Source organism: Actinosynnema mirum DSM 43827 (genome assembly GCF_000023245.1).
GTDB classification, from domain to species: Bacteria; Actinomycetota; Actinomycetes; order Mycobacteriales; family Pseudonocardiaceae; genus Actinosynnema; species Actinosynnema mirum.
Genome location: NC_013093.1, coordinates 5,260,868 through 5,286,389 on the forward strand (window position 1 = coordinate 5,260,868; position 25,522 = coordinate 5,286,389).

Sequence of the window (25,522 nt, forward strand, 5' to 3'; positions counted from 1 at the left end):
TGCTCAGGGGAGCTGGAGTTCCTCGTCGATCAGTGCGAACAGCTCGTCCTCGGACGCCTGCGCGACAACCAGCGCGCCGCCGCCGCCCACGCGGTCGAGCAGCGCGGCCAGCCGGTCCGCGACGGCGGCGCGGTCCCCGCCGGTCCCGTCCTCCAGCGCGCGGAAAGCGCCTTCCAGGCGGTCGAGCTCGGCGAGCAGGTCCGGTTCCGGGCCGCCGGACAGCTCCGCGCGCAGGTGCGCGGCGACGGCGTCCGGCGTCGGGTGGTCGAACAGCAGGGTGCTGGGCAGCCGCAGGGCGGTGAGCGCGGCGAGCCGGTTGCGCAGCTCGACCGCGCTGAGCGAGTCGAACTCGGCCGCCAGGAACCCGACGTGCGGCTTGACCGCGCCGGGGTCGTGGTGCCCGAGGACGTCGGCCGCGGTGCGCAGCACCAGGTCCAGGACGAGCCGGTGGCCCTCCTCGGCGGACAGCGTCGCGAGCTGGGCCGCGAGCGGCCTGGCAGGGGCGGCGGGCGCGGGCGCGCCGCCCGCCGAGGCCAGGTCGCCCAGCACCGGCGGGCCGTGCTCCGGCGTCCACCCGGACAGGTCGAGGCGGGCGGCGACGACGGCGGGCGCGTCGGAGCCCAGCGCCGCGTCGAAGTGGGCCAGCGCCTGCGCGACGGGGGTGGGGGCCAGCCCCCTGCGGGCGAGCCGGGCGAGGTCGGTGGCGGACAGGCCGTCGGCCATGCCCGCGCTCCACAGCCCCCAGGCGACCGAGACGGCGGGCAGCCCCCTGGCGGCGCGGTGGACGGCCAGCGCGTCCAGGAAGGTGTTCGCCGCGCCGTAGCCGGACTGGCCGGGGTTGCCCAGCACGCCGACGGCGGAGGAGAACAGCACGAAGGCGGCCAGGTCGGCGTCCGCCGTCAGCTCGTGCAGGTTCCACGCGGCGTCGACCTTCGCGCGCAGCACCGCCTCGGTGTCGCGGGGGTCGGCGGTGGTGAGGGCGCCGTCGGCGAGCACCCCGGCGGCGTGCACCACGGCGGTGAGCGGGTGCGCGGTGGGCGTCGAGTCGAGCAGCCCGGCCAGCGCGGGGCGGTCGGCGGCGTCGCAGGCCGCGACCCGGACGTGGGCGCCCAGCGCGGTCAGCTCGGCCACCAGCTCGACCGCGCCGGGCGCGTCCGGGCCCCGGCGGCTGGTGAGCAGCAGGTGGCGGACGCCGTGCTCGGCGACCAGGTGGCGGGCGACCAGCGCGCCGAGCGCGCCGGTGCCGCCGGTGACCAGGACGGTGCCGTCGGGGTCGGGGGCGAAGGGGGTGTGCGTGCCGCCGGTGCGCCTGGCCAGCCTGGGCGCCAGCAGCGCGCCCCGGCGCAGGGCGAGCTCCGGTTCGGCCGCGCCGAGGGCGGCGGGGAGCGCGGCGGCGCTGTCCGGGTGTCCGTCGACGTCCAGCAGCGCGAGCCTGCCGGGGTGCTCGGCCTGCGCGGAGCGCAGGAGCCCGGCGAGCGCGGCGGTGGCCAGGTCGGGGTCGTCGCCGGGGGCGGCGGCCGAGGCTGAGCCGGTGAGCACGACGAGGGGCTCGGCGGGCGGCGGGTCGAGCGCGAGCCACCGGCGGAGCGCGTCGGTGACGGCGGCGACGGCGCGGTGCGCGCCGACGACCGGGTCGCCGCCCGCGAGGCCGCGCGCGTCCAGCACCACCCGGCCCGCGCGGGCCCCGGCGGTCACCTCGTCCGGTCCGGACTCGGCGAGGTCGACGGTGGTGACGCGGCCCGGCGCGGCTCCCGGAGCGGCGGGGAGCCAGCGCAGCACGTGCGGGACGGCGGGGCGGGCCCCGGTGGTCTTGACCGGGAGCAGGCGCAGCTCGTCCACGGTGAGGACCGGGTCGCCGTGCTCGTCGGTCGCGGTGATCGTCACCGTGGTGGCCGCGCCGCCCGCGCCGCCCCGGACCAGGTGGGCGCGCAGCGCGGTCGCCCCCCGGCGGTGCAACCGGACACCGCTCCAGGCGAACGGCAGCCGCGCGGTCGCGTCCTCGGCGAGGCCCGCCGCCACCAGCGGGTGCAGGGCGGCGTCGAGCAGCGCCGGGTGCAGGCCGTAGCCGTCGTCCCGCTCGGGCGCGGACAGCTCGGCGAACAGGTCGTCGTCCCGGCTCCAGAGCGCGACCAGCCCCTGGAAGGCCGGGCCGTAGTGGTAGCCGCCCTCCGGCAGCGCCGCGCGCAGCGCGACCAGGTCGACCGGCCGCGCGCCGGGGGGCGGCCACTGGCCACCGGGGGCGGGGGCGGTGGGCTGGGCGGCGGGTCGCGCGGGGGCCAGGTGGCCGGAGCCGTGGCCGGTCCACTCGCCGTCGCCGGTGCGCGAGTGCGCCCGCAGCTCGCGGCGCCCGGTGTCGTCCGGCGGGGACAGCGCGACCTGGAGCTCGGTCGTGACGCCCCGGTCGAGCGGCAGCGGGGTGTGCAGGGTCAGCTCCCCGACCTCGCAGCCGCCCGCGACGTCGGCGGCGCGCAGCGCCAGCTCGGCGAACGCGGTGCCGGGCAGCAGGACCCGGTCGAGCACGACGTGGTCGGCCAGCCACGGGGCGGCGCCCAGCGAGACCGCGCCGGTGAGCACGAGGCCGCCGTCGGCCAGCCGCACCACGCCCGGCAGCAGCGGGTGGTCGTCGCCGCCGGGGGCGTCGACGTCGGCGAGCCAGAACCGCTTGCGGGCGAAGACCGTCGTGGGCAGGTCGACCGGGCGCCGCCCCGGCCCCCGGACGGCCGCCCAGTCCGGGGAGCGGCCCGCGGCGTGCAGCGCGCCGAGGGCGCCGGCGACGGCCCGCTCCTCGTCCTGGCCCGCGCGCAGGGCGGGCACGGCGGGCCGGGCGCCGTCGAGGATCGCGTCCACCTGCGCGGTCAGCACCCCGTCGGGGCCGATCTCCAGGAACGCGGGGGCTCCGGGCAGCCCGGACACGGCCTGGTGGAAGCGGACGGTCGCCACGACGTGCCGCGCCCAGTACTCCGGGTCGGACCACTCGTCGCGGACCGGGCCGCCGGTCACCGTGGACACGGCCGCGAGGCCGGGCGGGGCGTACCGGAGGTCGGCGAGGACCTCGCGGAACCGGTCGAGCACCGGTTCCACCAGCGGCGAGTGGAAGGCGTGGCTGACCCGCAGCCGCTTGACCCGCCTGCCGAACCGGGTGAACCGCTCCGCGACCGCCTCGGCCCGGTCGGCGGCTCCGGAGAGCACGCAGGAGCGGGGGCCGTTGACGGCGGCCACGGACAGCAGCGGTTCGCCGTGCACGGCCTCGGCCAGCTCGTCACCCGTGGCCTCGACGGCGATCATGGCCCCGCCCTGGGGGAGCTGGGCCATCAACCGGCCCCTGGCCGCGACCAGGCGGGCCGCGTCGGGGAGGTCGAGGACACCGGCGACGTGCGCGGCGGCGATCTCGCCGACCGAGTGCCCGATCAGCAGCTCCGGGCGCAGCCCCCACGACTCGAACAGGCGGAACAGCGCCGTCTGGAGCACGAACAGCCCGGCCTGCGCGTAGTCGGTGCGGTGGACGAGGTCGCCGCCGCTCCACAGCACCTCGCGCACCGGGGTGGCGGGACGCCCGGCCGACTCGGCGTCGACGGCGTCGACGGCGTCGATGGCGTCGATGGCGTCGACGGCGTCGTCCCAGGCGCGGGCGAACACCGGGTGGGCGCGGTGCAGGCGCTCCCCCATGCCCGCGCGCTGCGCGCCCTGGCCGGAGAACAGGTGCACGAGCGGCGCGGCCCCGGAGGCCTCGGTGACGCCCGCGCCGCCGTCGGCGAGCGCGCGGAGGCCGGTGAGCAGCTCGGCGCGGTCCACGCCGACGACCGAGGCCCGGTGGTCCCAGCGCGCCCTGGTGGTGGCGAGGGCGAGCGCGACGTCGGCGTCGCGCAGGTCGGGGCGGGCGGCGACGTGGTCGGCCAGCGCGGCGGCCTGGGCCCGCACGGCGGCGGGGTCCCTCCCGGACAGCACCCACGGCAGCGGCGCGGTCAGGCCGCCGGGGTCCGGGGAGGTCGCGCCGGCCTCGCCCGCACCGCTTCTGCCCGCGCCGCCCTCGTCGGGCGGCTGGGTGACAGGCGGCTGCGTGACAGGCGGCTGCGTGACAGGCGGCTGCGCGGCGGGCTCGACGTGCTGCTCGACGTGCTGCTCGACGTGCTGCTCGACGATCACGTGCGCGTTGGTGCCGCTGATCCCGAACGACGACACCCCGGCCCGCCTCGGCCGGTCGACCTCCGGCCACGGCGTCGTCGCCGCAGGCACCAGCACGGAGCCCGCCGACCAGTCCACGTGCGGCGTGGGCCCGGTCAGGTGCAGGGTGCCCGGCGCCAGGCCCGCGCGCAGCGCCTGCACCGCGACGATCACCCCGGTGACGCCCGCCGCGGCCTGGGTGTGGCCGATGTTCGACTTGACCGAGCCCAGCAGCAGCGGTCGCCCCTCGGGGCGGTCGCCGTAGGTGTTGATCAGCGCCCTGGCCTCGATCGGGTCGCCGAGCGCGGTGCCGGTGCCGTGCGCCTGCACGGCGTCCACGTCCTCGGGCGCCAGTCCCGCGTCGGCGAGCGCGGCGCGGATCACCCGCTCCTGCGCGGGGCCGTTCGGGGCGGTCAGCCCGTTGGACGCGCCGTCGGAGTTGACCGCGCTGCCCCGGACCACCGCGAGCACCGGGTTGCCGTCGCGGCGCGCGTCCGACAGGCGCTGGAGCAGCAGCAGCCCGACGCCCTCCGCCCAGGCGGTGCCGTCGGCGGCGGCGGAGAACGGCTTGCAGCGGCCGTCCGGGGCGAGTCCGCCCTGCTTGCTGAACTCGGTGAACATGCCCGGCGCGGACATCACCGCGACGCCGCCCGCGACGGCCATGGCGCTCTCGCCGGAGCGCAGCGACCGCACGGCCAGGTGCAGGGAGACCAGGGACGCCGAGCAGGCGGTGTCCACGGTCAGCGCGGGCCCCTCCAGGCCGAAGACGTAGGCCAGCCTGCCGGAGGCGACGCTGGTGGCGGAGCCGGTCAGGGCGTGCCCCTCGTGGCCTCCGGGGGTGCGGTGCATCCGCCTGCCGTACTCGGGCGGCATCATGCCGACGAACACGCCGGTGCGGCTGCCGCGCAGGCCCGTCGGGTCGAGGCCCGCGCGCTCGAACAGCTCCCAGGCGGACTCCAGCAGCAGCCGCTGCTGCGGGTCCATGGCGGCGGCCTCGCGGGGGCTCAGGCCGAAGAAGGCGGCGTCGAACAGGTCGGCGTCGTGCAGGAAACCGCCCTCGCGGGTGCGGGAGGTGTTGGGGCGGCGGCCGTCCGGGTCGTGCAGCCGGGCCAGGTCCCAGCCCCGGTTGTCCGGGAACGGGCTGATCGCGTCGACCCCGTCGGCGGCCAGCCGCCACAGCGCCTCGGGGCTGTCGGCCCCGCCGGGCCAGCGTCCGCTCATGGCCACGACGGCGATGGGCTCCCGGTCGTCCCCCCGCGCGTGCCCGGCGCGGGTGGTGGTCCCGGTGGTGGTGGTCCCGGTCAGCGAGCCGACGACGCGCTCGGGGGTGGGGTGGTCGTAGGTGAGCGACACCGGGAGGCGGCGGCCGAGGGTCGCGGCCAGCAGGTCGCGGAACTCGACCGCGCCCGCGGAGTCGAGGCCGAGCTGCTTGAACGTCCGGTCGAGCGGGACCGCGTCCGGGGAGGGCAGGCCGAGCACGGCGGCGGCGCTGGCCCGGACGGCGGCGGTCACGTCGACCGGGGGCTGGTCGGTGGTCGGGGCTGCCTCGTCCCGCGCGCTCGCGCCGGACGGGGCGGTCACGGCGGGGAGGGCGTCGCCGCCGAGCCGGTGCCGCTCGCCCTGGAACGCGTAGCCGGGCAGGTCGACCGCGCGGGCGCCCGTCGACCGGTGGAAGTCCGCCCAGTCGACGCCGCCGCGCACGTGGACCCTGGCGAGGGAGCGCAGGAACTGGTCGCTGCCGCCCTGCTCCCGGCGGAGCGTGCCGGTCACCAGGGCGGTCGACCCGGTGTCGTCGACGGTCTGCCCGATGCCGTGGGCCAGCACGGGGTGCGCGCTGCTCTCCACGAAGGCGCGGGCCCCGTCGCGGAGCGCGGCGCGCACGGCCCGGTCCAGCTCCACCGTGCCGCGCAGGTTGCGGTACCAGTAGTCGGCGGTCAGGGCGGTGGTGTCGAGCAGGTCGCCGGTGAGGGTCGAGTAGAACGGGGTGCCGCAGGCGCGCGGGCTGACGCCGGCCAGCTCGGTCAGCAGCCGTTCGCGGAGCACCTCGACGTGCGCGGAGTGGGAGGCGTAGTCGACCGGGACGGTCCTGGCGTCCACGCCGTCGGCGGTGTAGCGGGCCAGCAGCGACCGCAGCGCGTCGGCGTCGCCGGACACCACCGTGCTGGCGGGCCCGTTGACCGCGGCCACGCCGACCGCGCCCGCCAGGTCGGCGAGATCGGCGCGCACCCGCCGCGCGGGCAGCGGCACCGACAGCATCCCGCCGCTGCCCGCCATGCCCGCGATCGCCCGGCTGCGCAGCGCGACCACGGCCGCGCCGTCCGCCAGGGACAGCGCGCCCGCGACCACGGCGGCGGCGATCTCGCCCTGCGAGTGCCCGATCACGGCGTCGACCCGCACCCCCGAGTCCCGCCACAGCGCGGCGAGCGACACCATCACGGCGAACAGCGCGGGCTGCACCACGTCGACCCGGTCGAGCGCGGCGCTGCCCGGCGCGGCCCGCAGGACGTCCGCGACGGACCAGTCCACGTGCGGCTGGATCGCGTCGGCGCAGTCGTCCAGCGCGGCGGCGAACGCGCGCGACTCGGCCCGCAGGGCGACGGCCATGCCGGGCCACTGGGCGCCTTGACCGGGGAAGACCAGGACGGCGCCGCCGGGGGCGGTGGGGCGCGAGGTCGCGGAGCCCGGCGCACCGCCCTCCGGGTCGACGGGCTCGCCGAGCACGACGCCGGGCGCGGGCAGGTCGGCCCGCAGCGCGTCCAGCCCGGACAGCAGCTCCGCCCGGCTCCTGCCGACGACCACGGCCCGGTGCCGGAAGTGGGTGCGGGTGGTGGCCAGGGAGAAGCCGACGTCCTCGGGGGTGAGGTCGGCGCGCTCGTCGACGTGCGCGCGCAACGCCGCCGCCTGGGCGCGCAGCCCGGCGGGCGACGCCCCCGACACCGGCCAGGCCACGGCGGCCACCGGGGCGGCGCCGCCCCCGGCCGGAGCACCGCCGGGCGTCAGGCCCGCACCGGAGGCGACCGCACCGGCGGCGCCTGCCCCGGCGGCATCTGCCCCGGCGGCGGCATCTGCCCCGGCGGCGGCCTCGGGCGCGACCTCCCCAAGCGCAGCGCCCCCAGGCGCGGCCACCGCGCCCTCAACCGCCTCCGGCGCGGTGGCCAGCACCACGTGGCAGTTCGTCCCGCCCATCCCGAAGGCCGACACGCCCGCCACCACCCGACCCCGCGCGGGCAGCGCGCCGTGCTCGTGCTGCACCCGCAGCCCCAGCTCCCCCAGCGGGATGTCCGGGTTGGGCGTCGCGTAGTTCAAGCTCGCGGGCAGCTCGCGCCGCCCCAGCGCCAGCACCACCTTCACCAGCCCGGCGATCCCCGCCGCGCCCTCCAGGTGCCCGATGTTCGTCTTCACCGACCCGACCGGCAGCGCCTCGCGCCTCCCCGCGAACGCCGCCCCCAGCCCGGCCGCCTCCACCGGGTCCCCGACGCGGGTCCCGGTGCCGTGCAGCTCGACGTACGCGACCTCCGCCGGGTCGACGCCCGCGTCCCGGTGCGCCCGCTCCACCACCGCGCGCTGCCCCCGCGCGGTGGGCGTGGTCAGGTTCTCGCCCGCGCCGTCGTTGTTCACCGCGCCGCCCAGGAGCACCGCGCGCACCCGGTCCCCGTCGGCGAGCGCGTCCGCCAGCGGCTTGAGCAGCACGACCGCCGCGCCCTCGCCGCGCACGTACCCGTTGGCCCTGGCGTCGAAGGTGAAGCTGCGCCCGTCCGGGGACAGCGCGCCGAGCCGCCGCGCCCGGACCGTGCTGTCGGGCGCCAGGTTCAGGTTCACCCCGGCGGCCAGCGCCAGCCGCGACTCGCCCCGCCGCACGCTCTCCGCCGCCAGGTGCACGGCGACCAGCGACGAGGACTGGCCGGAGTCGACGGTCAGGCTCGGCCCGCACAGCCCGAGGTGGTAGGAGATCCGGTTGGCCAGCAGCGCCCGGCTCACCCCGGTCAGGGTGTGCCGGGTGACCGCGTCCGGCCCGAGCCGGGCGGCCAGCAGCGCGTGGTCGTCGGCCATCGCGCCGACGAACACCCCGGTGCGACCGCCGCGCAGCGCGGCGGGCAGCAGGCGGGCGTCCTCCACCGCCGCCCAGGCCAGCTCCATCAGCACCCGCTGCTGCGGGTCCATCGCGGCGGCCTCCCTGGGCGGGACGCCGAAGAAGTCCGCGTCGAACCGGTCGGTCCCCCCGACCACCCCGGCGGGCCCGTCCGGGCCGTCGACGACGGCGTGCCGCCCCTCGGCCAGCAGCCGCCAGAACCGCTCGGGGTCCGGCGCGCCCGGCAGCAGGCAGGACAGACCGATGACGGCGACCGCGCGGTCGCCCTTGCTGGACGTGCTCATCCGCCACCCCATCGCGCCGAAACCGCGTGAACCGTGCTCAGGCCGTCTGCGTGCGGGCGGTCGCCGTCGCGCCCGAGGTCCGCTCGCCGCCCGCGAGCAGGACCTCCGCCAGGTGCAGCGCGGCGTGCAGCCGCAGCCGGTTCTCCCCGAGCGGGCTGCCCCGCAGCCGCTCGGCCTTGCGCACCCGGTACAGCACGGTGTTCTTGGCGACGTGCAGGTTCTTGGCCGCCGCGGCGGGGCTGCGGTCGGAGTCCAGGTAGGACTTGAGGGTCGCCCGCAGCGCCCGCGCGGTCGGGCTGTCCTCCGCCAGCGGCCCCAGCTCGCGCGCCACGAACGCGGCGGCGGCCGTCTCGTGCGCGGCCAGCAGGGAGACCAGCTCCAGGTCCCGGTACTCGTGCACCCCCGCCGCGCCCGCGCGGGCGCCGATCCCGGCGGCGGTCACGGCCTGCAGGTGCGAGGCGCGCATCCCGGCGAGGCCGGGGGCGGGCAGCCCGGTCGCGGCGCGCACCCCGTCGGGCAGGGGCGTCCCGGCGAGGACGGCGCCCGCGTCGGGTTGCGCGCCCCACGCCCACAGCTCGGCCGCGCCCGCCGGGACGAGCAGCCTCGCCGTGCAGCCCGCCCGCCCGAGCAGGCGCAGCGCGGCGCGCTCCAGGTCGGCGCCGCGCCGCTCGGTCTCGGACCGCACCAGCACGGCCAGGTGCTGCTGGGTCACGTCGTAGCCGAGCCTGCCGGTGGCCCGGTCCTCCGGCACGTGCTCGCCGCGCAGCACGCGGCGCACCAGCTCCCTGCGCTGCCCGGCCAGCCCGCCGCGCCAGCGCTGCCGCTCCCGCGAGAACCCGGCGGACACCAGCCCGCACAGGACCTCCACGGCGTCGAACAGCCCGTCGGACAGCTCGCGCAGGGCCGCCACCCGGTGGGCGGGGCCTTCGGGCGGGTCGCACCTGCCCATCAGGTCCCTGGTGATCCCGGCGTGTGCCATGCGGATCAGGGTCAGCGGCCCGTCGAGGTCGAAGCCGCGCTCCACGTGGGTGCGCACGGCGGCCTCGACGTCGTGGGCGAGCGCGTCCGGCGGGCGCCGGACCCCGCTCAGCCGCAGCGCGCACCACAGGGCGACGAGTTCGAGGAAGGCGTGGTCGTCCGAGGTGAGCCGGACGTCGTCGCACCCGGACAGCTCGCGGCGGTCGGCCAGGTCGCGGGTGATGTCCGCGAGCAGGGCGCGCCCGGTGGCCACGGCCCAGCGGACGCCCGCGCGCCCGCAGCGGGCCTCGGCCTCGGCGAGCACCTCGGCCCGGCAGGCGGGGGCGCCCTCGGCGGCGGGCGCCGGGAACAGCGGTGGTCGCGCGGTGGTCGGCATCCCCGGCTCCTAGAAGGCCCGCGCGCCCGCGAACGCGGTCAGGCCCGCGTCGTCGCCGTCGCGCAGCAGGGCGCACAGGGCGCGCAGCCCGGTGGCGAGGCGGTCGATCTCCTCGTCGGTGACCTGGACGGAGGGCTGCAACCGCAGGGTGCTGGGCGCGCTGCCGGTGGGGAACAGCCGGACGCGGTGCTCGTGCAGCAGGTAGCCGCTGGCCAGGAACCCGAACCGGCCCTGCGCCTGGAGGTCCGCGGCGAGCGCGGAGCCGGACGTGGACAGGTCGGCGAACTCGACGCCGCGCAGCAGGCCGAGGCCCCGGACGTCGGCGATGACGTCGGGGTGGTCGTCGCGCACGGCGCGCAGGGCCGCGCCGAGGCGCTCCCCGCGCTCGGCGACGACCCGGTAGAGCGCGCCGCCGTCGGCCTCCAGGAGGTCGAGCACGGCGGCGGCCACCGAGGTGGACAGGCCGTCCTTGCCGAAGGTGGAGCTGTGCAGCATCTCGAACTCGGCGCGGTAGCGGCTCGCCCGCACCAGGGTGACCGAGAGCTTGGCGAGGCCGCCGCCCAGGCTCTTGGACAGCACGACGTAGTCGCCGAGCAGGCCGAGCTGGGAGGCGGCGAAGAAGGCGCCCGTGCGTCCGGCGCCGCTCTGGATCTCGTCGACGACGACCGGGCAGCCGAACTCGGCGGACAGCTCCTGGACACGCTTGGCGAACTCGGCGGGGAGCGGCACGATGCCGCCCTCGCCCTGCACCGGTTCGAGCAGCAGCGCGCAGAACACGGGGGCGTCGCGCGGGACGACCTCGATCCGGTCGGCGGTGACGCGCAGGTCGTGGACGGTGGCCCGCGCGCCCTCCAGGACGGCGCGCAGCCCGTCGGCGTCGGCGGGGGCGAACAGGGCCCGCGCGCCGAGCGGGGTGAACGGCAGCCGGTAGTCGGGGTTGTGGGTGAGCTGGCCGGAGCCCATGAGCTTGCCGTGGAAGCCGCCTTCGAGGGCGACGAGCCGGGGCGGGTCCGCCAGCGTGGCCGCGTTGCGCTCCCGCAGCAGGGCCACGACCTCGGCCACGGGGGTCCCGGCGGGCAGGCCCAGCGCGGAGGCGTCGACCTCCGCGCCGGGGGCGGCGAGCGCGGCGTCGGCGTTCGCGTCGACCTCGGCCAGCAGCTCGGCCGCCCGCAGCGCGCGGTCCAGCTCGGCGTGCTTGACGGCGACCTCGACGCCCTCGGCGCCGCTGTTGGCGAACACCCCGAAGTACGGCTCGTCGACGCCGAACTCGCGGCGCAGCACGCGGTTGAGGGTGTCGACCACCTCGTTCGCCTGCGGCGCGAGGGAGAGCTGGGTGAGCACGGGCGCGCCGCGCCGGAGCCGGTCGACCAGGCCCGCGACCAGGTCGGGGTGGTTGTGGCCGAGCAGCAGCGCCCCGAAGCCGCCGAGGTAGTCGGACACCGGCACCTCGGAGCCGTCCCGCCCTCTCGCGAACAGGGTGTTGCCCTCGGCGCGGACGTACTCGACGTCGAGCCCGACCTCGCTCGTGGCCTTGCGCAGGACACCGTCGACCAGTTCTTCGGACCGCTCCGCCATGACTGCTCCTTCCGGTCGGCCTGAACGTATTTTTTCGGACCCGGTTAATCAGCCGCTAACTGATCCATAACCGCGGTCCGCGACGAGTCCCGGATTAGCGCCGGGTTATTCCGCGGGCGGCGCGGGATTTTACCCTCGGCATGACGTCGATCCCCTGTCCCGAGGAGCGGTAGATGTTCGAGGAGATCCAGGAGAAGTACCGGGAAGCGTTCAACTCCGGTGACGTGGACGCGCTGCTGGACAACTACGCGCAGCACGGCCTGACGGTCGTGGAGCCCGGAGTGGCGCTGTCCAGGAGCGACGACCTGCGCGAGGCGATGGTCACCTACTTCGCCGAGGCGAAGCCCAGGACCGACTACGAGTTCGTGCACACCTACGTGGCCGGGGACGTCGCCCTGGTGGTGACCGAGTGGTCGCTGGAGGAGCAGGGGCCCGACGGCGGGCGCGAGACGCAGCGCGGGCGGGCCACCGACGTGCTGGTGCGCGAGCAGGACGGCAAGTGGCGGTTCGCCGTGGACAACCGGTTCGGCTCCCGCTGACCCGGCGGCGCGGCGCGCGAACGGCTCGCCGCCCCGTCCGGGGGCGGCGAGCCGTTCGCCGTGCGCGGTGTTTTCAGTGGATGAGCGAGACGGGCGTCGGGTCGCCCAGCAGGGTCCGGCTGTAGTCCTCGGAGGCCACGAACTTGCTGAAGTGGATGTGGTGGCTGCCGACCTCGAAGTCGCGCCAGTAGCGCTGGAGCGGGTTGGCGCTGGCGAAGCCGCCGGTGCCGCCGAGGTCGAGGATCCTCGCCATGGCCTGGCGGGCGGCCTCCAGCGCGGAGGTCCCGTGCATCCGCGCGGTGGTGCGCTCCTGCCGGGACATGTCGCCCCTGGCCCTGGCCGCGTCGTAGATGTCGGCCGCGGTGAGCATGTGCCGGTAGGCGGTGTCCACCAGGTGCGTGGCCTCGCCGAGCCACTGGCGCACCAGGGGCGAGTCGAGCGCGCCCGCGTAGGTGGTGTCGATCAGCGGCTTGCCCTTGTCCAGGGTGGCGCGCACGGTGTCGAGAGCCCCGTGCGCGGCGCCGACCAGCGAGGCGATGGACCGGTGCGCCACGGCGGCGAAGGTCTCCAGGCTGGGGAAGTTCGTCAGCCCCTGCGCCTCGGTGACCTCGTGCTCGATGACCCGGCGGTCCGGGACGAACAGCGAGTCGTACTCGACGGTGTGGCTGCCGGTGGCCCGCATCCCCGCGACGTGCCAGGTGCGGTCGATCCGCCCGGAGCGGGGCGGGGCGGCCATGGAGATGAGCTCGCCGGTGGGCTCGCCGTCCGCGACGACGGGCACGACCGCCAGGATCATCCAGTCGCCGATCTCGCAGCCGGAGATCGTCGGGAACCGGCCGGAGACCAGGTAGCCGCCGTCGCCCCTGGTGGCGGTGGCGCCGTGGTGGCCGCCGTTGGCGCACACGTACACGTCCGGGGTGGCGCCGAACATCTCCTCGGCGCCCTCCTCGGACACCAGGGAGGACAGCGTCTCGGCGGCGCCGGTGATGCTGACCAGCCAGCCGGCCGAGGCGTCGCCCCGGCCGATGGCCGCGATCGCGGCGACCTGCGAGCGGATGTCGAGCTCGTCCCCGCCGAAGCGCTTGGGGACGCTCATCCGGAAGAAACCGGCCTCGCGCAGCGCGTCCGCGCACTCGCGGGCGATGCCCCGGTCGGCCTCGCCGTCGGCCGCGCGGGCGCGCAGCAGCGGGACGAGCCCGTGCGCCCGGTCGACGATCTCCTGAACATCGGGCCCGTACCCCAGATCCAACTCGGTGGACACGCTGGTCACCTTTCGTCCGGTGCGGTTCTTCGACGTGGTCGCGCAGCTGTTCCTGCGACGTTCTTCCGCGTTTTTCCGGTCCCAGTGAACACCGGGCCCGGCGTTGTTCCGGTGCGCTGGCGGACCAAACATCCGCGGCGTTCTGGTCGGCGGTCCCAAGAATCGCGGGGTGGACCTGCCTAAGGTTTTCCCCAGGAGTGTCCGCGTACGTGAGGGGTGCCATGTCGACCATCGATCGAGCGCGTTTCCGCCAGGTCATGGGACACGTCCCGACCGGCGTTGTGGTGATCACCTCGCAGGACCCCGGCGGGCGGCCGGTGGGCCTGGCCTGCAACTCGTTCACCTCGGTGTCCCTGGACCCCCCGCTGGTGCTGTTCTGCGCGGCCGGGGGCTCCTCGACGCTGCCCGCGCTGCGGGCGGCGGGCGCGTTCCGGGTGAACGTGCTGGAGGCGGGGCAGGAGTCGCTGTGCAGGCGGTTCGCGACCAGGGGCGTCGACCGGTTCGCCGGGGTGGACTGGACGCCCGCGCACGGCGGTCCCCGCCTGGCCGGGGCGGTGGCGGGGATGGACTGCGCGGTCCTGGAGGAGCACGCCGCCGGGGACCACGTGATCGTGGTCGGCCGGGTGCTGCGGCTGGCCGAGACCACCGGGGGCGCCCCGCTGGTGTTCCACCGCGGCCGGTACGGCTCGTTCGCCGTCGGGGCGGACCTGCTCGGCTAGCGCCCCGGCGCCGCCCGCGCTGGCGGGCGGCGCCGGGTGGCCGGTCAGTCGAAGCTGGTGGGCACCAGTTCGAGCGCGGCGAGGCTCTCGATGAAGAAGAACACCGCGCGGAAGAAGAGCAGGATGTCGCCGCGGGTGAGCCGCAACTGCTTGTCCACCACCATCCGCTGGTGGTTGAGCTCCCCCGCGAAGAAGCGGCGCCAGGTCTCCTCCACCGCGACGAGGACGTAGTCCGCGTCGACCGGGCGGCCGGGCGGGATGATCTCGGCCTTGGCGCACTTGCCCTGCTCCCAGGTCAGGTGCAGGTACGAGGTGCTGCCGTCGCGCCCCTCGACGCCGAGCGCCCAGCTGTGCGAGTAGACGCCCCTGGAGGCGGCGATCCACTCCCAGTAGCTGGCCTGCTTGCGGGCGAGGGTCTCCTCGGTCGGGCCGAGGTCGAGCCGCTCGCGGGCCGCCTCCGCCCACTCCTCGCTCAGGAACCGGTGGGTCCGCGCGGTCGTGGTCATGGGTCAGCCTCCCGCGATCTCGGGCTGGATGTTGTTGACCATCTCCTGGATGTCCGGCGGCAGCGAGATGCCCACGTCGGACAGCTTGTTGTTGACCTGCCGGATCATGAAGTGGACGACCTCCTCCTCGGAGAAGCCCAGCGGCTCCAGCGGGGCCGGGACGCTCGCGCCGCCGTTCATGGCCAGCTCGGTGCGCAGCGTCTCGTGGATCTCGTGCAGCAGGCGGGGGTCCTCCTGGACCGAGTCGCGCAGGAACCTCATGCCGAACTGGACGTGCCTGGCCTCGTCCCGGCAGGACGCGATGAACCCGGTGTAGTAGCCGGGCAGGTAGCCCTTGGTGCGGCAGTAGGTCAGGGTCAGCTTCATGATGGTCAGGGCGAGCACGCCCTCGATCCACATGAAGTACGCGGTGGCGTAGCGGACGCGCTTGGCCGGGTTCTCCGGGTCCACGCGCAGGTCGTCGGCCAGGTAGGACAGCAGGCCGAAGGCGCCGACGAACGTCTCGGGCACGTGCGGGAACGAGGAGGCGAGCAGCTCCTCGACGCTGTCGCCGGGCAGGCCGACGACCTCCCGGTAGAAGCGGTCGAAGAACAGGGTGTGCCTGGCCTCGTCCTCCAGCTGCGTGCAGAGGTACATCTTGGCCTCTTCGCTGCCGGTGAGCATGAAGATCGGCAGCTCGACCTCGACCTGGCGCTCCGCGTGGTGGAACGCGGCGGCGATCTCGGTGAACGCCTTGCGCTCCACGTCGGTCATCTTGGTGCGCCAGTCGACGGCGTCCTGGCTGAAGTCCAGGTCGTAGGCGTTCCAGCGGTGCGTGAAGTAGCGCTTGTACAGGTCGATGTACTCGGGCAGCTTCTTCAGGTCCTTGTGCACGTAGTCGATCATGTCGTCGATGTTGACGTCCTTGAGCTCCTCCAGGGACGACTGCTCGACCGCCTTGATCGCCACGGGTGACATCTGCGCCATGCAGCGCTCTCCATTCTCGTCGTCTGCTCCGGTCGTCCGCCCTCGTCGTCCGCACCGGGCTCGGGCGGACTCGGGCGGTTTCGGGCGGGCGTCAGCCGCGCCCGCGGGCGCCGGGCACAAGCTCCCCGGCGGGCACGGTGTCGAGCTCGTGGTTGAGGATCGCGTGCTCCAGCTCCCGCAACCGCGGGCTCGGTTCGAGGCCGAGCTGGCCGATCAGGGCCGCGCGGGTCCTGCGGTACAGGCCGAGCGCGTCGGCCTGGCGGCCGGTCTCGTACAGCGCGCGCATCAGCCGCGCGCAGACCTGCTCGTGCAGCGGGTCCGCCTCCACGAGGTGCTCCAGGTCGCCGACCACGTCCGCGTAGCGCCCCAGCGCGAGGTCGGCGTCGATCCGGTCGAGCAGCACCGCGGAGCGGTCGTTGGCCAGCGCCCTCAGCTCGGGCCAGGCGTAGCCGTGCTCGGCCAGGTCGGCCAGCGCGGGGCCCCGCCACAGCCCCAGCGCGGCGCGGAGCGTGGCGGAGGCCGAGTCGGGTCTCCCCTCCCGCAGCTCGCGGCGGCCGAGGGCCGCCAGGCGCAGGAAGGCCAGCAGGTCGAGGGAGTCGTCGTCGACCAGCAGGGTGTAGCCGGGGCCGTCGCGCAGCAGTTCGACGGGGCGGCCCGCGCTCCGGGCCTCGGCCAGCAGGCCGCGCAGCCGGAAGATGGCGTTGTGCAGCACCTGCCTGCCGGTGGGCGGCACCCTGGTCGGCCAGACCGCGTCGATCAGCCTGCTCACGGGCACCATCTCGTTGCTGTGCAGCAGCAGGTGGCCGAGGGTGGCGCTCTGCCGGATCCCGCTCACCCGGACCGGCCGGTCGCCGTCGCGCACCTGGAGCGGCCCCAGCACGTGAAATCGCATGTATCCCCCAAGCGCGAATGGGCGGACGGCCCGACGGATTCGGGAATCCGCCTACTCGTCAGCTCCCCAGCCCGTGTCACGCGTGCACGAGCAGGCGCCAGTGCGGGGCGTACGGCGAACCAATTCCGACATCTGCCGACTCCAAGTCCGTCCGGGTCCTTTTTCCAGGTGGCACCTGCGGAGGCATTTCCGGCGGCTCCCCAGCGGTACCGGCTATATCGACCATAAACCCGTCAACAGGGCCCTTCTACCCGGCCCCAGGCTCATGAACCTGCACTTCCCCTTCCGGAGAAGCAGGGGCGGCGGGAAGTTCGCGTCGGCGTCCGAGACATCTCGGCGCAGCGCGTGCGGGCATCTTACGCGCGCGGCGCGAAGCTTTTGTAAATTCTTGTGGCGGGGTTCGGCGCGGCGGGGTGCCCGGACAATGCGAAAACGACCGCGGGCGAATTCGCCTGCGGTCTGCGCGGGCCGGGCCCGCGGCGGGCCGCCCCTAGGGGAGGAGGTTGTGCGCCTTCACCTGGTAGCCGAACTGGAACCTGCTGGCGGCGCCGAAGCGCTGCATGAGCTGCGCGATGTGCTTGCGGGTGGTGCGCACCGACAGGCCGAGCCTGCGCGCGATGGCGTCGTCCTTCGCGCCGTCGACGAGCATCCGGACGATCTCGACCTTGAGGTCGTCGCCGATCGAGTCGACGGCGTGGCGCTGGGCGTCGAAGGTCTTGGCGCTGATCCAGGCGTGCTCGAAGCAGGAGTAGAAGAAGGCCACCAGCGCGGGGTCGCGCACCACCGCGGCGGCGCCCCGGACGACGTCGTCCGCCGGGACGAACGCCACGGTGCGGTCGAACACGATCAGCCGGGTGAACAGGGCCTCGACGGTGCGGAACTCGGCGCCCGACCCGGAGAGCAGGGCGACGTGCTCGCGGGTGGTCGGGTCGAACCGGGCGGTGTGCTGGTAGAGCACGCGCATCCGCACGCCCCGGTCGAGCAGGTCGAGGTCGCGCTGCCGGGCCTCGGCGAGCTCGCGGGCGGAGCGACCGCCGCCGGGCTGCATGCTCACCACCTCGGAGGAGCAGTTCGCGGCGGCCTCGCGCAGCAGGCCGTGGACCACGTCGAGGTCCTGGACGATGTCCATGGAGGCGCCGCGCTGGTTGCCGAACGGGCTCGACCGGAAGACCGCCGACATCCGCTCCAGGTCGGTGCGCAGCCGGTTCACGGTGGCCCTGCGGTCCAGCAGCTCGATCTCGATCGGGGCGAGCAGGCTGGTCGAGGCGGTGACGGGGTCGACCGGGACGAAGCCGCCGTCGTGGTCGTGGAAGGGGTGCACCAGGTGCAGGGAGAGCAGGTTGGCGACGATCGACTTGACGTCGTCCGGGTCGCAGTCCAGCTCGCGGGCGGCGTCGGCGATGGTGAAGCTGCCCCGGCCGAGGCTCCACTCGTAGAGGTCGAAGCTGCCGGGGGCGGGCTCGGGGACGGGGACCGGCTCGGGGGCGTTCCGGGCGGCGGACGCGGGCGCCGCGCCGCCCTCGGGTAACGACGGGGGCGCGCCCAGGCGTGCGGCCGAGCGCTCGCGGGCCGCGGCCCTGACGCGCAGCGAGTCCCTGAACCTCCTGCGCAGCTCGCTGCCGCCATCGCCCTCGACGTCCGGTGACATCGCCCCTCCGTCGACCACAGCTGCCCCTCCCCGGCAATCACCACTCAGCAGCAGAAAAGTGCGAGCACCGCCGAAGCGGAAAGCGTTGACGATGAATATGAGAACATCGTCCAGCGCTATTAAATTCCCGGTAAAGAAGGCTATCACAGGCATATCTTGAACGTCAATGTACTCCAAATCGGTGAGCAGCTCCACGGGTGGACGCACCGAAGCGGTCGCATTGTCTCGCACTTGACACCAAGCATTGCCCCTGACCAGGCCGGACACCGGTTCTTATTGTGTCGCAATCAGCACGGCCCGCGTTCCCCCCGCAGCACCACGGCCGAATCCCGCGCGAAAGCCTCGAAGAACCCCGAAGTGCGCGCTTCGCGGCACATCACGCGCAGTGCGCGGGAAAAAGACCGCTCCCCCAACGGAGGAGGAGGATGCGCGCCCGGCAGTTCACCGCCGAGTGGTCGGGGGGTTTTCCAGAAGATCGGGAATCCGCGGGCGGGGACGGCGCGGAGCGGCCCTCCCGACCACGCTGCCGCGGTCGGGAGGGCCGCTCGGCCCGACGATCGCGCGGGGCGGCTCGCGGGGCGCCGGACCGGGCGCCCGCGCTCCCGCTCAGCCCGCGATGCGGGCCGCCTGCGCCGCCGCGCGCGCGCCGGACTCGAAGGCGCCCTCGACGAACCCGACCCAGCCGCTGGCGATGTCCGCGGTGGCGAAGGCCAACCGGCCGTGCGGCTGCTGGATCGCGGGCAGCTGGGCGAGCAGCTGCCCCGGACCGCGCAGCGCCCACGCGCCGCGCGAGTACGGGTCGGCGCCCCAGTCGTGGGCCCGGTACGCCACCAGGGACGCCTCGGGCAGGACCTCCTTGAGCGCCAGCTCGACCGACGCGCGGTCCCGGATGTCCAACGCGGGCAAGGTGTTGAGGCCGAACAGCAGCTGCCCGTCGTCCACCCTGCCCTGCGAGGACAGCGCGGCGAACGGATCGCCCTCGGCGCCGCTGACGACCACGTCGTCGTCCAGGCCGCGCACGTGCAGCCACAGCTTGCGCGCGTGGGGCACGCCGACGCCCTGCCGCGTCGCGGTGGCGTGCGCCTCGGGCAGGCCGGGGTGGAACCTGACGTGCTTCCACACGTTGACCGGCAGGGCCACGACCACCGCCTTCGCCGCGTGCTCCCGGCCCAGCCCGGCGGTGACGCGGACCCGGCCGCCGGCCTGGGCGATCGAGTGGACGGGCGAGTTCAGGCACACGGTGGCGCGCGACTCGTCCAGGATCGCCCCGATCAGCGCGGACATGCCCTCGACCGGCCGCAGGCTCTGGCCCGCGTACCAGTCCTCCGGTGTGGACCCGGCGAGCGCCCACCACTGGGCGAGCCCGGTCAGCGCGCCGCGTGCGCTGGACCCGCCGGACTGCCCGGCGGTGATCCCGCTGACCAGGGCCTCCTCGGCGGGCGTCAGGCCGAGGCGGTCGAGGCGGTCCCGCAGCGAGAGGTGGTCGACCCGGCGCACCAGGTCGGCGCGGAAGAGCGGGTCGGCGGGCCGGGGGAAGTAGTCCCGCGAGCCCTCGAAGAGCCGTTCCAGCAGCCCGCCCTGGCGGGTCGCGAACTCGGCGAGCGCGTGGCTCTCCGGTCCGTCCGGCGTGGTCACGACCGCGCGGGTCGGCGTGGGACCGGTGGTGGTCCCGATGCCGTAGCGGCGCAGCGCGGCCATCGCCAGCTCGTGCCCCGGCGACAGGAACTGCCCGCCCAGCTCGACGCTCCGCCCGGCGAACGCGTCCGTCCACGTGCGCCCGCCCACCCGGTGGCGCGCCTCCAGCACGAGCACCCGCAGTCCCAGCGCCCGCAGCTCGCGGGCGGCGACCGCCCCCGCGAACCCGGCTCCCACCACGATCACGTCGTGGTCCCGCCGCTCCACCGACGAGTCGTCGGCCCGCAAGTCCACCCCGTCCACGTTCTTCCCCCTCGTGCTCGCACTCCCCCGAGCCCGCGGCGCCACTCCCCCGGCGTCGCGGGTCACCGCTCCGCGCGGCGGGTTCCCGGCCCGACGCGCGGTCCAGCAAGCGCCCCCGTCCCCTGCGGGCCGCCGCGCGCCTTCCCCTGCGCGCGGAACGCCCGCGGGCTCCCGCCGGAGGACCGGCGGGAGCCAGGGGGCGCGGGTCAGACGGCCCAGCCGCCCTCCTCGGCGGTGGACCTGGCGAACTCCGCGAACGTCCTCGGCGGCCTGCCGAGCGCGCGCTGCACGCCGTCGGACAGGTAGGCGTCGGTGCCCTTGCGGATCGGCTCGACCATGTCGGCGTACGCCTGGGCGTCGTCGCGGGACAGGCCCTGCTCCACCATCTCCGCGATGAAGTCCTCGACCTCCAGCGGGACGTAGCGGATCTCGCGGCCGGCGGCCTCGGAGATGGTCGCGACGGCCTGGGCCATGGTCACGGCCTCGCCGCCGGACACCTCGTAGACCTGGCCGGAGTGGCCGTCCTCGGTGAGCGCGGCCACCACGACCGCGGCGATGTCCTCGGCGTCGATGAAGCTCGCCGCGCCGTCGCCCGCGGGCAGCCTGATCTCGCCCGCCCGGACGGCGTCGGCGAAGAAGCCCTCGCTGAAGTTCTGGGCGAACCAGCCCGGCCTGCTGATGGTCCACTCCAGGCCGCTCTCGCGGACCGCGGCCTCGCTGTCGAGCAGGCCGTCGAGCATCCCGGTGGTGTCGGTGGCGTAGCCGGGGTCGTCGAGGCCGCGGCCGGAGGCGAGCACGATCCGCTGGAGGCCGTGCTTGACGGCCAGCTCGACGAACGGGCGGACGAGCTTGGTCCCGTCCAGCTGGACGAGGTAGGCCGACCGGGCGCCCTCGAGCGCGGCGTCCCACGTGCCGCTGTCGGTCCAGTCGAAGACGTGCTCGCCGCCGCGGGCCGCCGCGCGGACCGGCAGGCCCTTGGCCCGCAGCTGGCGGACGACGCGGCTCCCGGACTTCCCGGTCGCCCCGGTGACAAGAATCGGTTGGTCAGGCATGGCACCAGTCAAGACGGGAAGCCCGAGAGTTTCCATGGCTCACAAGCTCCGCTTGATGTCCGAGCGTCTACGCTCGGGGCATGGACGCGGTTTCGGAACTGCTGGCCGAGGTGCGCGCGCGGGGGGCCGTCTTCCGGCAGGCGGTCGTGCGCCCGCCGTGGTCGCTGCGGATGGCCACCGGCGCGCCGCTGATGCTGGCGACGATGGTGCGCGGCGAGGCCTGGATCGTCCCGGACCGGGGTGAGGCGGTGCGGATCGGCGAGGGCGACGTCGCGGTGGTCAGGGGCGACGTGCCGCACGTGGTGGCCGACTCGCCGGGCCGCCGCGCCGAGCTGGTGGTGACCGACGCCGACTACTGCCCCGGCGAGGAGGGCGTCGAGCCGCGGGGCGGGCCCGCGCGGACCTGCGGGGCGCCGGACGAGGGGTCGGCGGTGCTGATCAGCGGGGCGTTCGAGCGGCGCGGCGAGCTGAGCGAGCGGTTGCTGCTGGCGCTGCCGGACGTGCTGGTGGCGCCCGGCGAGGGGCGGTCGGCGGCGATGCTGGCCGAGGAGGTCGCGGCGGACCGGCCGGGGCAGCAGCAGGTGCTGGACCGGATGCTCGACCTGATGCTGGTGTCGGCGCTGCGCACGTGGTTCGACACCCCGGACGCGCACGCCCCCGCGTGGTGCCGCGCGCTGGACGACGCGGTGGTGGGGGCGGCGCTGCGGCTGCTGCACGACAGCCCCGCGCACCCGTGGACGGTGGCGGAGCTCGCCGCGCGGGCCGGGGTGTCGCGGGCGGGGCTGGCGCGGCGGTTCACGGCGATGGTCGGCGAGCCGCCGATGGCGTACCTGACGGGCTGGCGGATCGCGCTGGCCGCCGACCTGCTGCGCGGCACCGACCACACGGTGGGCACGATCGCGCGGAAGGTGGGGTACGCGAACGCGTTCGCGCTGAGCGCGGCGTTCAAGCGGCTGCGCGGCGAGCGGCCGAGCGAGCACCGGAACCCGGAACCGGGGCCCCGCCTGCCCAGCCGGGTGAGCTCCCGGCAGGCCGGGTGAAGCCCTGACGGGTCGCCCCCGGCCTCCGGGCGTCCGGCGCGCCTCGCGGCGTCGCGGGGCGCGGCCTTCCCGATCGGCGCGTTCGCCGCGTGGGCTCAGGTCAGGTACAGCGCGATCGCCACGCCCGTCGCGAACACCACGATGGTCCACCGCAGCACCTCCTGCGGGAGCTTGCGCGCGATCCGGGCGCCCGTGTAGCCGCCGATGACGGTCGCCGGGGCCAGGACCGCGACGGACAGCCAGTCCACCGGGCCGAAGGCGCTGTACAGCAGGACCGTCGTGATGCCGACGACCGCGGCGAACACGTTGCGCAGCGCGCTGATCCTGCGCAGCGGCTCGTCCAGCACGAGCGAGACCGCGGCCAGCGCGAGCACGCCCATGCCCGCGTTGAAGTAACCGCCGTAAACACCGCACAGGAAGAACACCACCTGCAGCTGGATCGCGGTTTTGCGCGGGGTGTTGTCCTTCGGGCTGCCCGCGAGGGCTTTCAGGCGCTTCTGGAACGCCATCATCATCGCCGCCGTCAGCACCAGGAACGGCACGACGGCCTCGAAGACGGAGCGCGGGGTGAACAGCAGCAGGGAGCTGCCGCACAGGGCGCCCACGACGATCGTCGGCACCACCGCCAGCATCCGCCTGCCCTGGCCGACCAGGTCGGGGCGGCTCGCCACGGCGCTGGAGGCGTAGCCGGGGGCCACCGAGAGGGCGTTCGTGACGTTCGCCGCGACGCCCGGCAGACCCATGGCCACCAGCAGCGGGAACGTGATCAGCGAGCCGCCGCCCGCGATCGCGTTGATCCCGCCCGCGACCAGGCCGCCGCCGAACAGGGCGAACGCCTCCCACAGCTGCACCGCGCCTCACCCTCCGCACCGCCCCCGCCCGGCGGCGCACGAGCGCCCTGGGCGGACAAGACCGCGTTCCTCGAACGAATTCACCGCCGACCATGATGAAATGCCCGGTTCCGGAACATCAACCGGGTGTGACAGTTCTCTCCGGCAACGATTCCGACAGCACGGGTGAAAAGGCTCGCGAATATCGCACGGGTGGTCCGGGTCTCGCTTTCCGGGGTGGCGGGGCGCGCATTTCCCGACGCCCGGAGCGGTGCGCGCGGGCGTGCGGTGACGGAGCGGAGTCAGCGGTGGCGCGCACAGCAGGCAGCCTGCCCGCCCGGCGCGGCAGTCGCCATCGAACGCCGCAGCGACCACCGCGTCGCCGGTCACACAGAGGCGCAAAACTGCGGAAACATGCATAGGGGGTTGATGCGAACAGGTGGCGGGTTCGCCCGTTCGGGCCTTTGCGGACACGAAGCGTGCTGACTACGGTCCGTTGTTCACCCCGTACTTGGAGGCTCGCGACGATGTCGCCGAAGAGCGTTGGCACGATCATGAAGCACCGGCACGAGAGGGTCGTGATCCTCAAGACCGGGTTGCGCGTCCACGGCGCGGACGCCGTGACGATCGCCCGGCTCAGCACCACCCGGCCCGCCGACACCGTGCCCTGCGTGGAGGCCCGGACCTGGTACGACGGCTACTGGGTGCGGCTCGACCAGGTCAGCACGGTCAAGGCCACCGAGCTGATCAGCGCCTGGACCGGTCCCGGCAAGCTGCCCCCGGAGCCGCTGGCGTCCGCGATCGCCCGCCTGGAGGCGCAGCCGGACGCGACGGGCTGACGCGGGCTCACCCCACCGCCGCCAGGAGCAGCAGCTTCTCGTGGCTCTCGCTGCCCGGCTCGGCGGTGAACACCAGCAGCGTCTGCGCCTGCTCCGGGTCCACCAGGGTCTGGCACCGCAGCTCCAGCAGCCCCAGCTCGCGGTGCGCGAACCGCTTCACCCCCGGATACCCCTCCCCCACCCGGTGCTCGGCCCACACCCGCGCGAACTCCGGGCTCCGCGCCAGCAGCGCCTCCCGGATCTCCAGCGCCCTGGGAACCCCGGCGCCGCACGCCTGCCGGAACTGCGCCGCGTACACCCGGCTGTGCAGCGCGTGGTCCTCCTCCGGGTGAACCGCCCGGCTCGCCGGGTCGGTGAACCACCGGTAGACCGCGCTGCGCGCCAACCCGGTCCACCGCGTGTCGTCCCCCATCAGCGCGATGGCGGGCCGGGTCTGGGCGAGCGTCTCGCCCACCCGGTTGATCACCTGGGCGGGGGTGTCGGCGAGGCGGTCCAGGATGCGCATCGTGCCGGGGCTGATGTGGTCGCCGCGCGGGTGCCGCTGCGGCGCGGGGTGGCCGCCGACGCGGAACAGGTGGTCGCGCTCGTCCAGCGACAGGTGCAGCCCGCGCGCGATCCCGGCGAGCACCTGCTCGGACGGCTGCGGGCCGCGCTGCTGCTCGATCCGGCTGTAGTAGTCGGCCGAGATGCCGCTGAGCGCGGCCACCTCCTCGCGCCGCAGCCCGCCGGTGCGCCTGCGCGGCCCCCTGGGCAGGCCGACGTCCTCCGGTTGCAGCGCCTCGCGCCTGGCCCGCAGGAAGTCGGCCAGCTCGACCCGGTTCCGCATGGCGTCAGTGTCCCCGAGCCGCGAACGCCACGTCGGCCAGGTCGAGCGAGAGGTCCCACAGCCGGGCGGCGTCGGACTCGCTGCGCGCCCGCCGGTAGACCCTCTCCTCGGTGGCCGCGCCGGTCAGGTGGAACAGGCCGCGCGGGCCGTAGAAGCGCCCGCCGAGCGCGTCCGGCGACGTGGCGGCGTGCAGCGCGGGCCGCAGGCCGCCCTCGACGGTCTGCACCGGCCAGCCGAGCCGGGACAGCACCCGGAACGGGGCGTCGAACGCCGAGCGCGCGCCGCCCATCGTGGGGCCCGCCTTCTGCAGGTTCGTGGCGGTGAAGCCGGGGTGGGCGGTGTTGCTGGTGATGCCCCAGCCGTGCGCGCGGCTGCGCCGGTCCAGCTCCAGGGCGAACAGCTTGGTCGCGAGCTTGGACTGGTTGTAGGCGCCCCACGGCGAGTAGGCGCGCTCGGACTGGAGGTCGTCCCAGTTGACGCGGCCCGCCATGGAGCCGAGGGAGACCTGGGTGGTGACGCGGGCGCGGGCGGCGACGAGCAGCGGCAGGAGGCGGGCGACGAGGGCGAAGTGGCCGAGGTAGTTGGTGCCGAACTGGAGCTCGAAGCCGTCCGCCGTGGTGTGCCGGGTGGGCGGGGTCATGACGGCGGCGTTGTTGACCAGGAGGTCGATCGGGCGGCCCTCGGCGGTGAGCCGGTCGGCGAGGTCGGCGACGGAGGCCAGTGACGCGAGGTCGAGCACGCGGGTGGAGGAGGCGCCGCCGATCTTCTCCAGCGCGGCGCGGCCCTTCGCCGCGTCGCGCACCGGGATGACGACCTCCGCGCCCAGCGCCGCGAGCCTGCGGGCGAGGCCGAGTCCGATGCCGTCGCTCGCGCCGGTGACGACGGCGAGCTTGCCGGTGAGGGTGGTTTCGCTCATGGGACCGAGCCTGCCGGGCGCGGGTGGGCGGATGAAGGCACGGGTCATCAGGGGACGACCTGTCCCTGCCTGGGACGCTCACCCCG

Annotated in this window: 17 protein-coding genes; 4 read left to right on the forward strand and 13 right to left on the reverse strand. The window is 75.4% G+C overall.

The window, feature by feature from the left end:
- Positions 1 to 3: 3 nt before the first annotated feature.
- The 3 genes from AMIR_RS42175 to AMIR_RS22135 are packed head-to-tail and all read right to left on the reverse strand — an operon-like array spanning position 4 to position 11,464.
- On the reverse strand, positions 4 to 8,535 hold the full coding sequence (locus AMIR_RS42175; protein WP_049796922.1) for a type I polyketide synthase: 8,532 nt from the start codon (positions 8,533 to 8,535) through the stop codon (positions 4 to 6).
- 37 nt (positions 8,536 to 8,572) lie between these two features.
- On the reverse strand, positions 8,573 to 9,889 hold the full coding sequence (locus tag AMIR_RS22130; RefSeq protein ID WP_015803177.1) for a PucR family transcriptional regulator: 1,317 nt from the start codon (positions 9,887 to 9,889) through the stop codon (positions 8,573 to 8,575).
- 9 nt (positions 9,890 to 9,898) lie between these two features.
- Entirely contained in the window at positions 9,899 to 11,464 is a 1,566-nt protein-coding gene (locus AMIR_RS22135) for an aminotransferase class III-fold pyridoxal phosphate-dependent enzyme (RefSeq protein ID WP_015803178.1), read from the reverse strand.
- A gap of 173 nt (positions 11,465 to 11,637) precedes the next feature.
- On the opposite strand from AMIR_RS22135, the gene AMIR_RS22140 reads away from it, so the two are divergent.
- Positions 11,638 to 12,003, forward strand: a complete 366-nt coding sequence (locus AMIR_RS22140; RefSeq protein ID WP_015803179.1) for a YybH family protein — start codon at positions 11,638 to 11,640, stop codon at positions 12,001 to 12,003.
- Positions 12,004 to 12,076: 73 nt separating this feature from the next.
- Here the strand turns inward: AMIR_RS22140 and AMIR_RS22145 are convergent, their stop codons facing one another.
- A complete protein-coding gene (locus tag AMIR_RS22145; RefSeq protein WP_162945465.1) occupies positions 12,077 to 13,264 on the reverse strand; it encodes an acyl-CoA dehydrogenase family protein in 1,188 nt (395 codons plus the stop codon).
- Between the two features lie 257 nt (positions 13,265 to 13,521).
- Here AMIR_RS22145 and AMIR_RS22150 point away from each other — a divergent pair, with 257 nt between their 5' ends.
- On the forward strand, positions 13,522 to 13,983 hold the full coding sequence (locus AMIR_RS22150) for a flavin reductase family protein (protein ID WP_245554536.1): 462 nt from the start codon (positions 13,522 to 13,524) through the stop codon (positions 13,981 to 13,983).
- A gap of 44 nt (positions 13,984 to 14,027) precedes the next feature.
- Here AMIR_RS22150 and AMIR_RS22155 read toward each other — a convergent pair whose 3' ends face one another.
- The 6 genes from AMIR_RS22155 to AMIR_RS22180 form a co-directional block, all read right to left on the reverse strand.
- Positions 14,028 to 14,489: a hypothetical protein gene (locus AMIR_RS22155; protein ID WP_015803182.1), complete on the reverse strand. Its 462-nt coding sequence runs from the start codon at positions 14,487 to 14,489 to the stop codon at positions 14,028 to 14,030.
- Positions 14,490 to 14,492: 3 nt separating this feature from the next.
- On the reverse strand, positions 14,493 to 15,455 hold the full coding sequence (locus tag AMIR_RS22160) for a ribonucleotide-diphosphate reductase subunit beta (protein ID WP_015803183.1): 963 nt from the start codon (positions 15,453 to 15,455) through the stop codon (positions 14,493 to 14,495).
- A 91-nt stretch (positions 15,456 to 15,546) separates the two neighbouring features.
- Positions 15,547 to 16,347 carry an AfsR/SARP family transcriptional regulator gene (locus tag AMIR_RS22165; protein WP_015803184.1) on the reverse strand — a complete coding sequence of 267 codons (801 nt, stop codon included), beginning with the start codon at positions 16,345 to 16,347 and terminating at the stop codon, positions 15,547 to 15,549.
- 490 nt (positions 16,348 to 16,837) lie between these two features.
- On the reverse strand, positions 16,838 to 17,995 hold the full coding sequence (locus tag AMIR_RS36030) for a LuxR C-terminal-related transcriptional regulator (RefSeq protein ID WP_015803185.1): 1,158 nt from the start codon (positions 17,993 to 17,995) through the stop codon (positions 16,838 to 16,840).
- Between the two features lie 606 nt (positions 17,996 to 18,601).
- Entirely contained in the window at positions 18,602 to 19,933 is a 1,332-nt protein-coding gene (locus AMIR_RS22175; RefSeq protein WP_015803186.1) for a flavin monoamine oxidase family protein, read from the reverse strand.
- 206 nt (positions 19,934 to 20,139) lie between these two features.
- Positions 20,140 to 20,985 carry an NmrA family NAD(P)-binding protein gene (locus AMIR_RS22180; RefSeq protein ID WP_015803187.1) on the reverse strand — a complete coding sequence of 282 codons (846 nt, stop codon included), beginning with the start codon at positions 20,983 to 20,985 and terminating at the stop codon, positions 20,140 to 20,142.
- 80 nt (positions 20,986 to 21,065) lie between these two features.
- On the opposite strand from AMIR_RS22180, the gene AMIR_RS22185 reads away from it, so the two are divergent.
- Positions 21,066 to 22,025, forward strand: a complete 960-nt coding sequence (locus AMIR_RS22185; protein ID WP_015803188.1) for an AraC family transcriptional regulator — start codon at positions 21,066 to 21,068, stop codon at positions 22,023 to 22,025.
- A 95-nt stretch (positions 22,026 to 22,120) separates the two neighbouring features.
- On the opposite strand, the gene AMIR_RS22190 is transcribed toward AMIR_RS22185, so the two are convergent.
- Positions 22,121 to 22,876 (reverse strand): sulfite exporter TauE/SafE family protein, encoded by a 756-nt coding sequence (locus tag AMIR_RS22190; RefSeq protein ID WP_015803189.1) that lies wholly within the window; start codon positions 22,874 to 22,876, stop codon positions 22,121 to 22,123.
- A 506-nt stretch (positions 22,877 to 23,382) separates the two neighbouring features.
- Here AMIR_RS22190 and AMIR_RS22195 point away from each other — a divergent pair.
- On the forward strand, positions 23,383 to 23,694 hold the full coding sequence (locus AMIR_RS22195; RefSeq protein WP_015803190.1) for a hypothetical protein: 312 nt from the start codon (positions 23,383 to 23,385) through the stop codon (positions 23,692 to 23,694).
- A gap of 7 nt (positions 23,695 to 23,701) precedes the next feature.
- On the opposite strand, the gene AMIR_RS22200 is transcribed toward AMIR_RS22195, so the two are convergent.
- Both AMIR_RS22200 and AMIR_RS22205 read right to left on the reverse strand, forming a co-directional pair.
- Positions 23,702 to 24,520, reverse strand: a complete 819-nt coding sequence (locus AMIR_RS22200) for a helix-turn-helix transcriptional regulator (RefSeq protein ID WP_015803191.1) — start codon at positions 24,518 to 24,520, stop codon at positions 23,702 to 23,704.
- Between the two features lie 4 nt (positions 24,521 to 24,524).
- On the reverse strand, positions 24,525 to 25,436 hold the full coding sequence (locus tag AMIR_RS22205; RefSeq protein ID WP_015803192.1) for an SDR family oxidoreductase: 912 nt from the start codon (positions 25,434 to 25,436) through the stop codon (positions 24,525 to 24,527).
- Positions 25,437 to 25,522 lie beyond the last annotated feature (86 nt).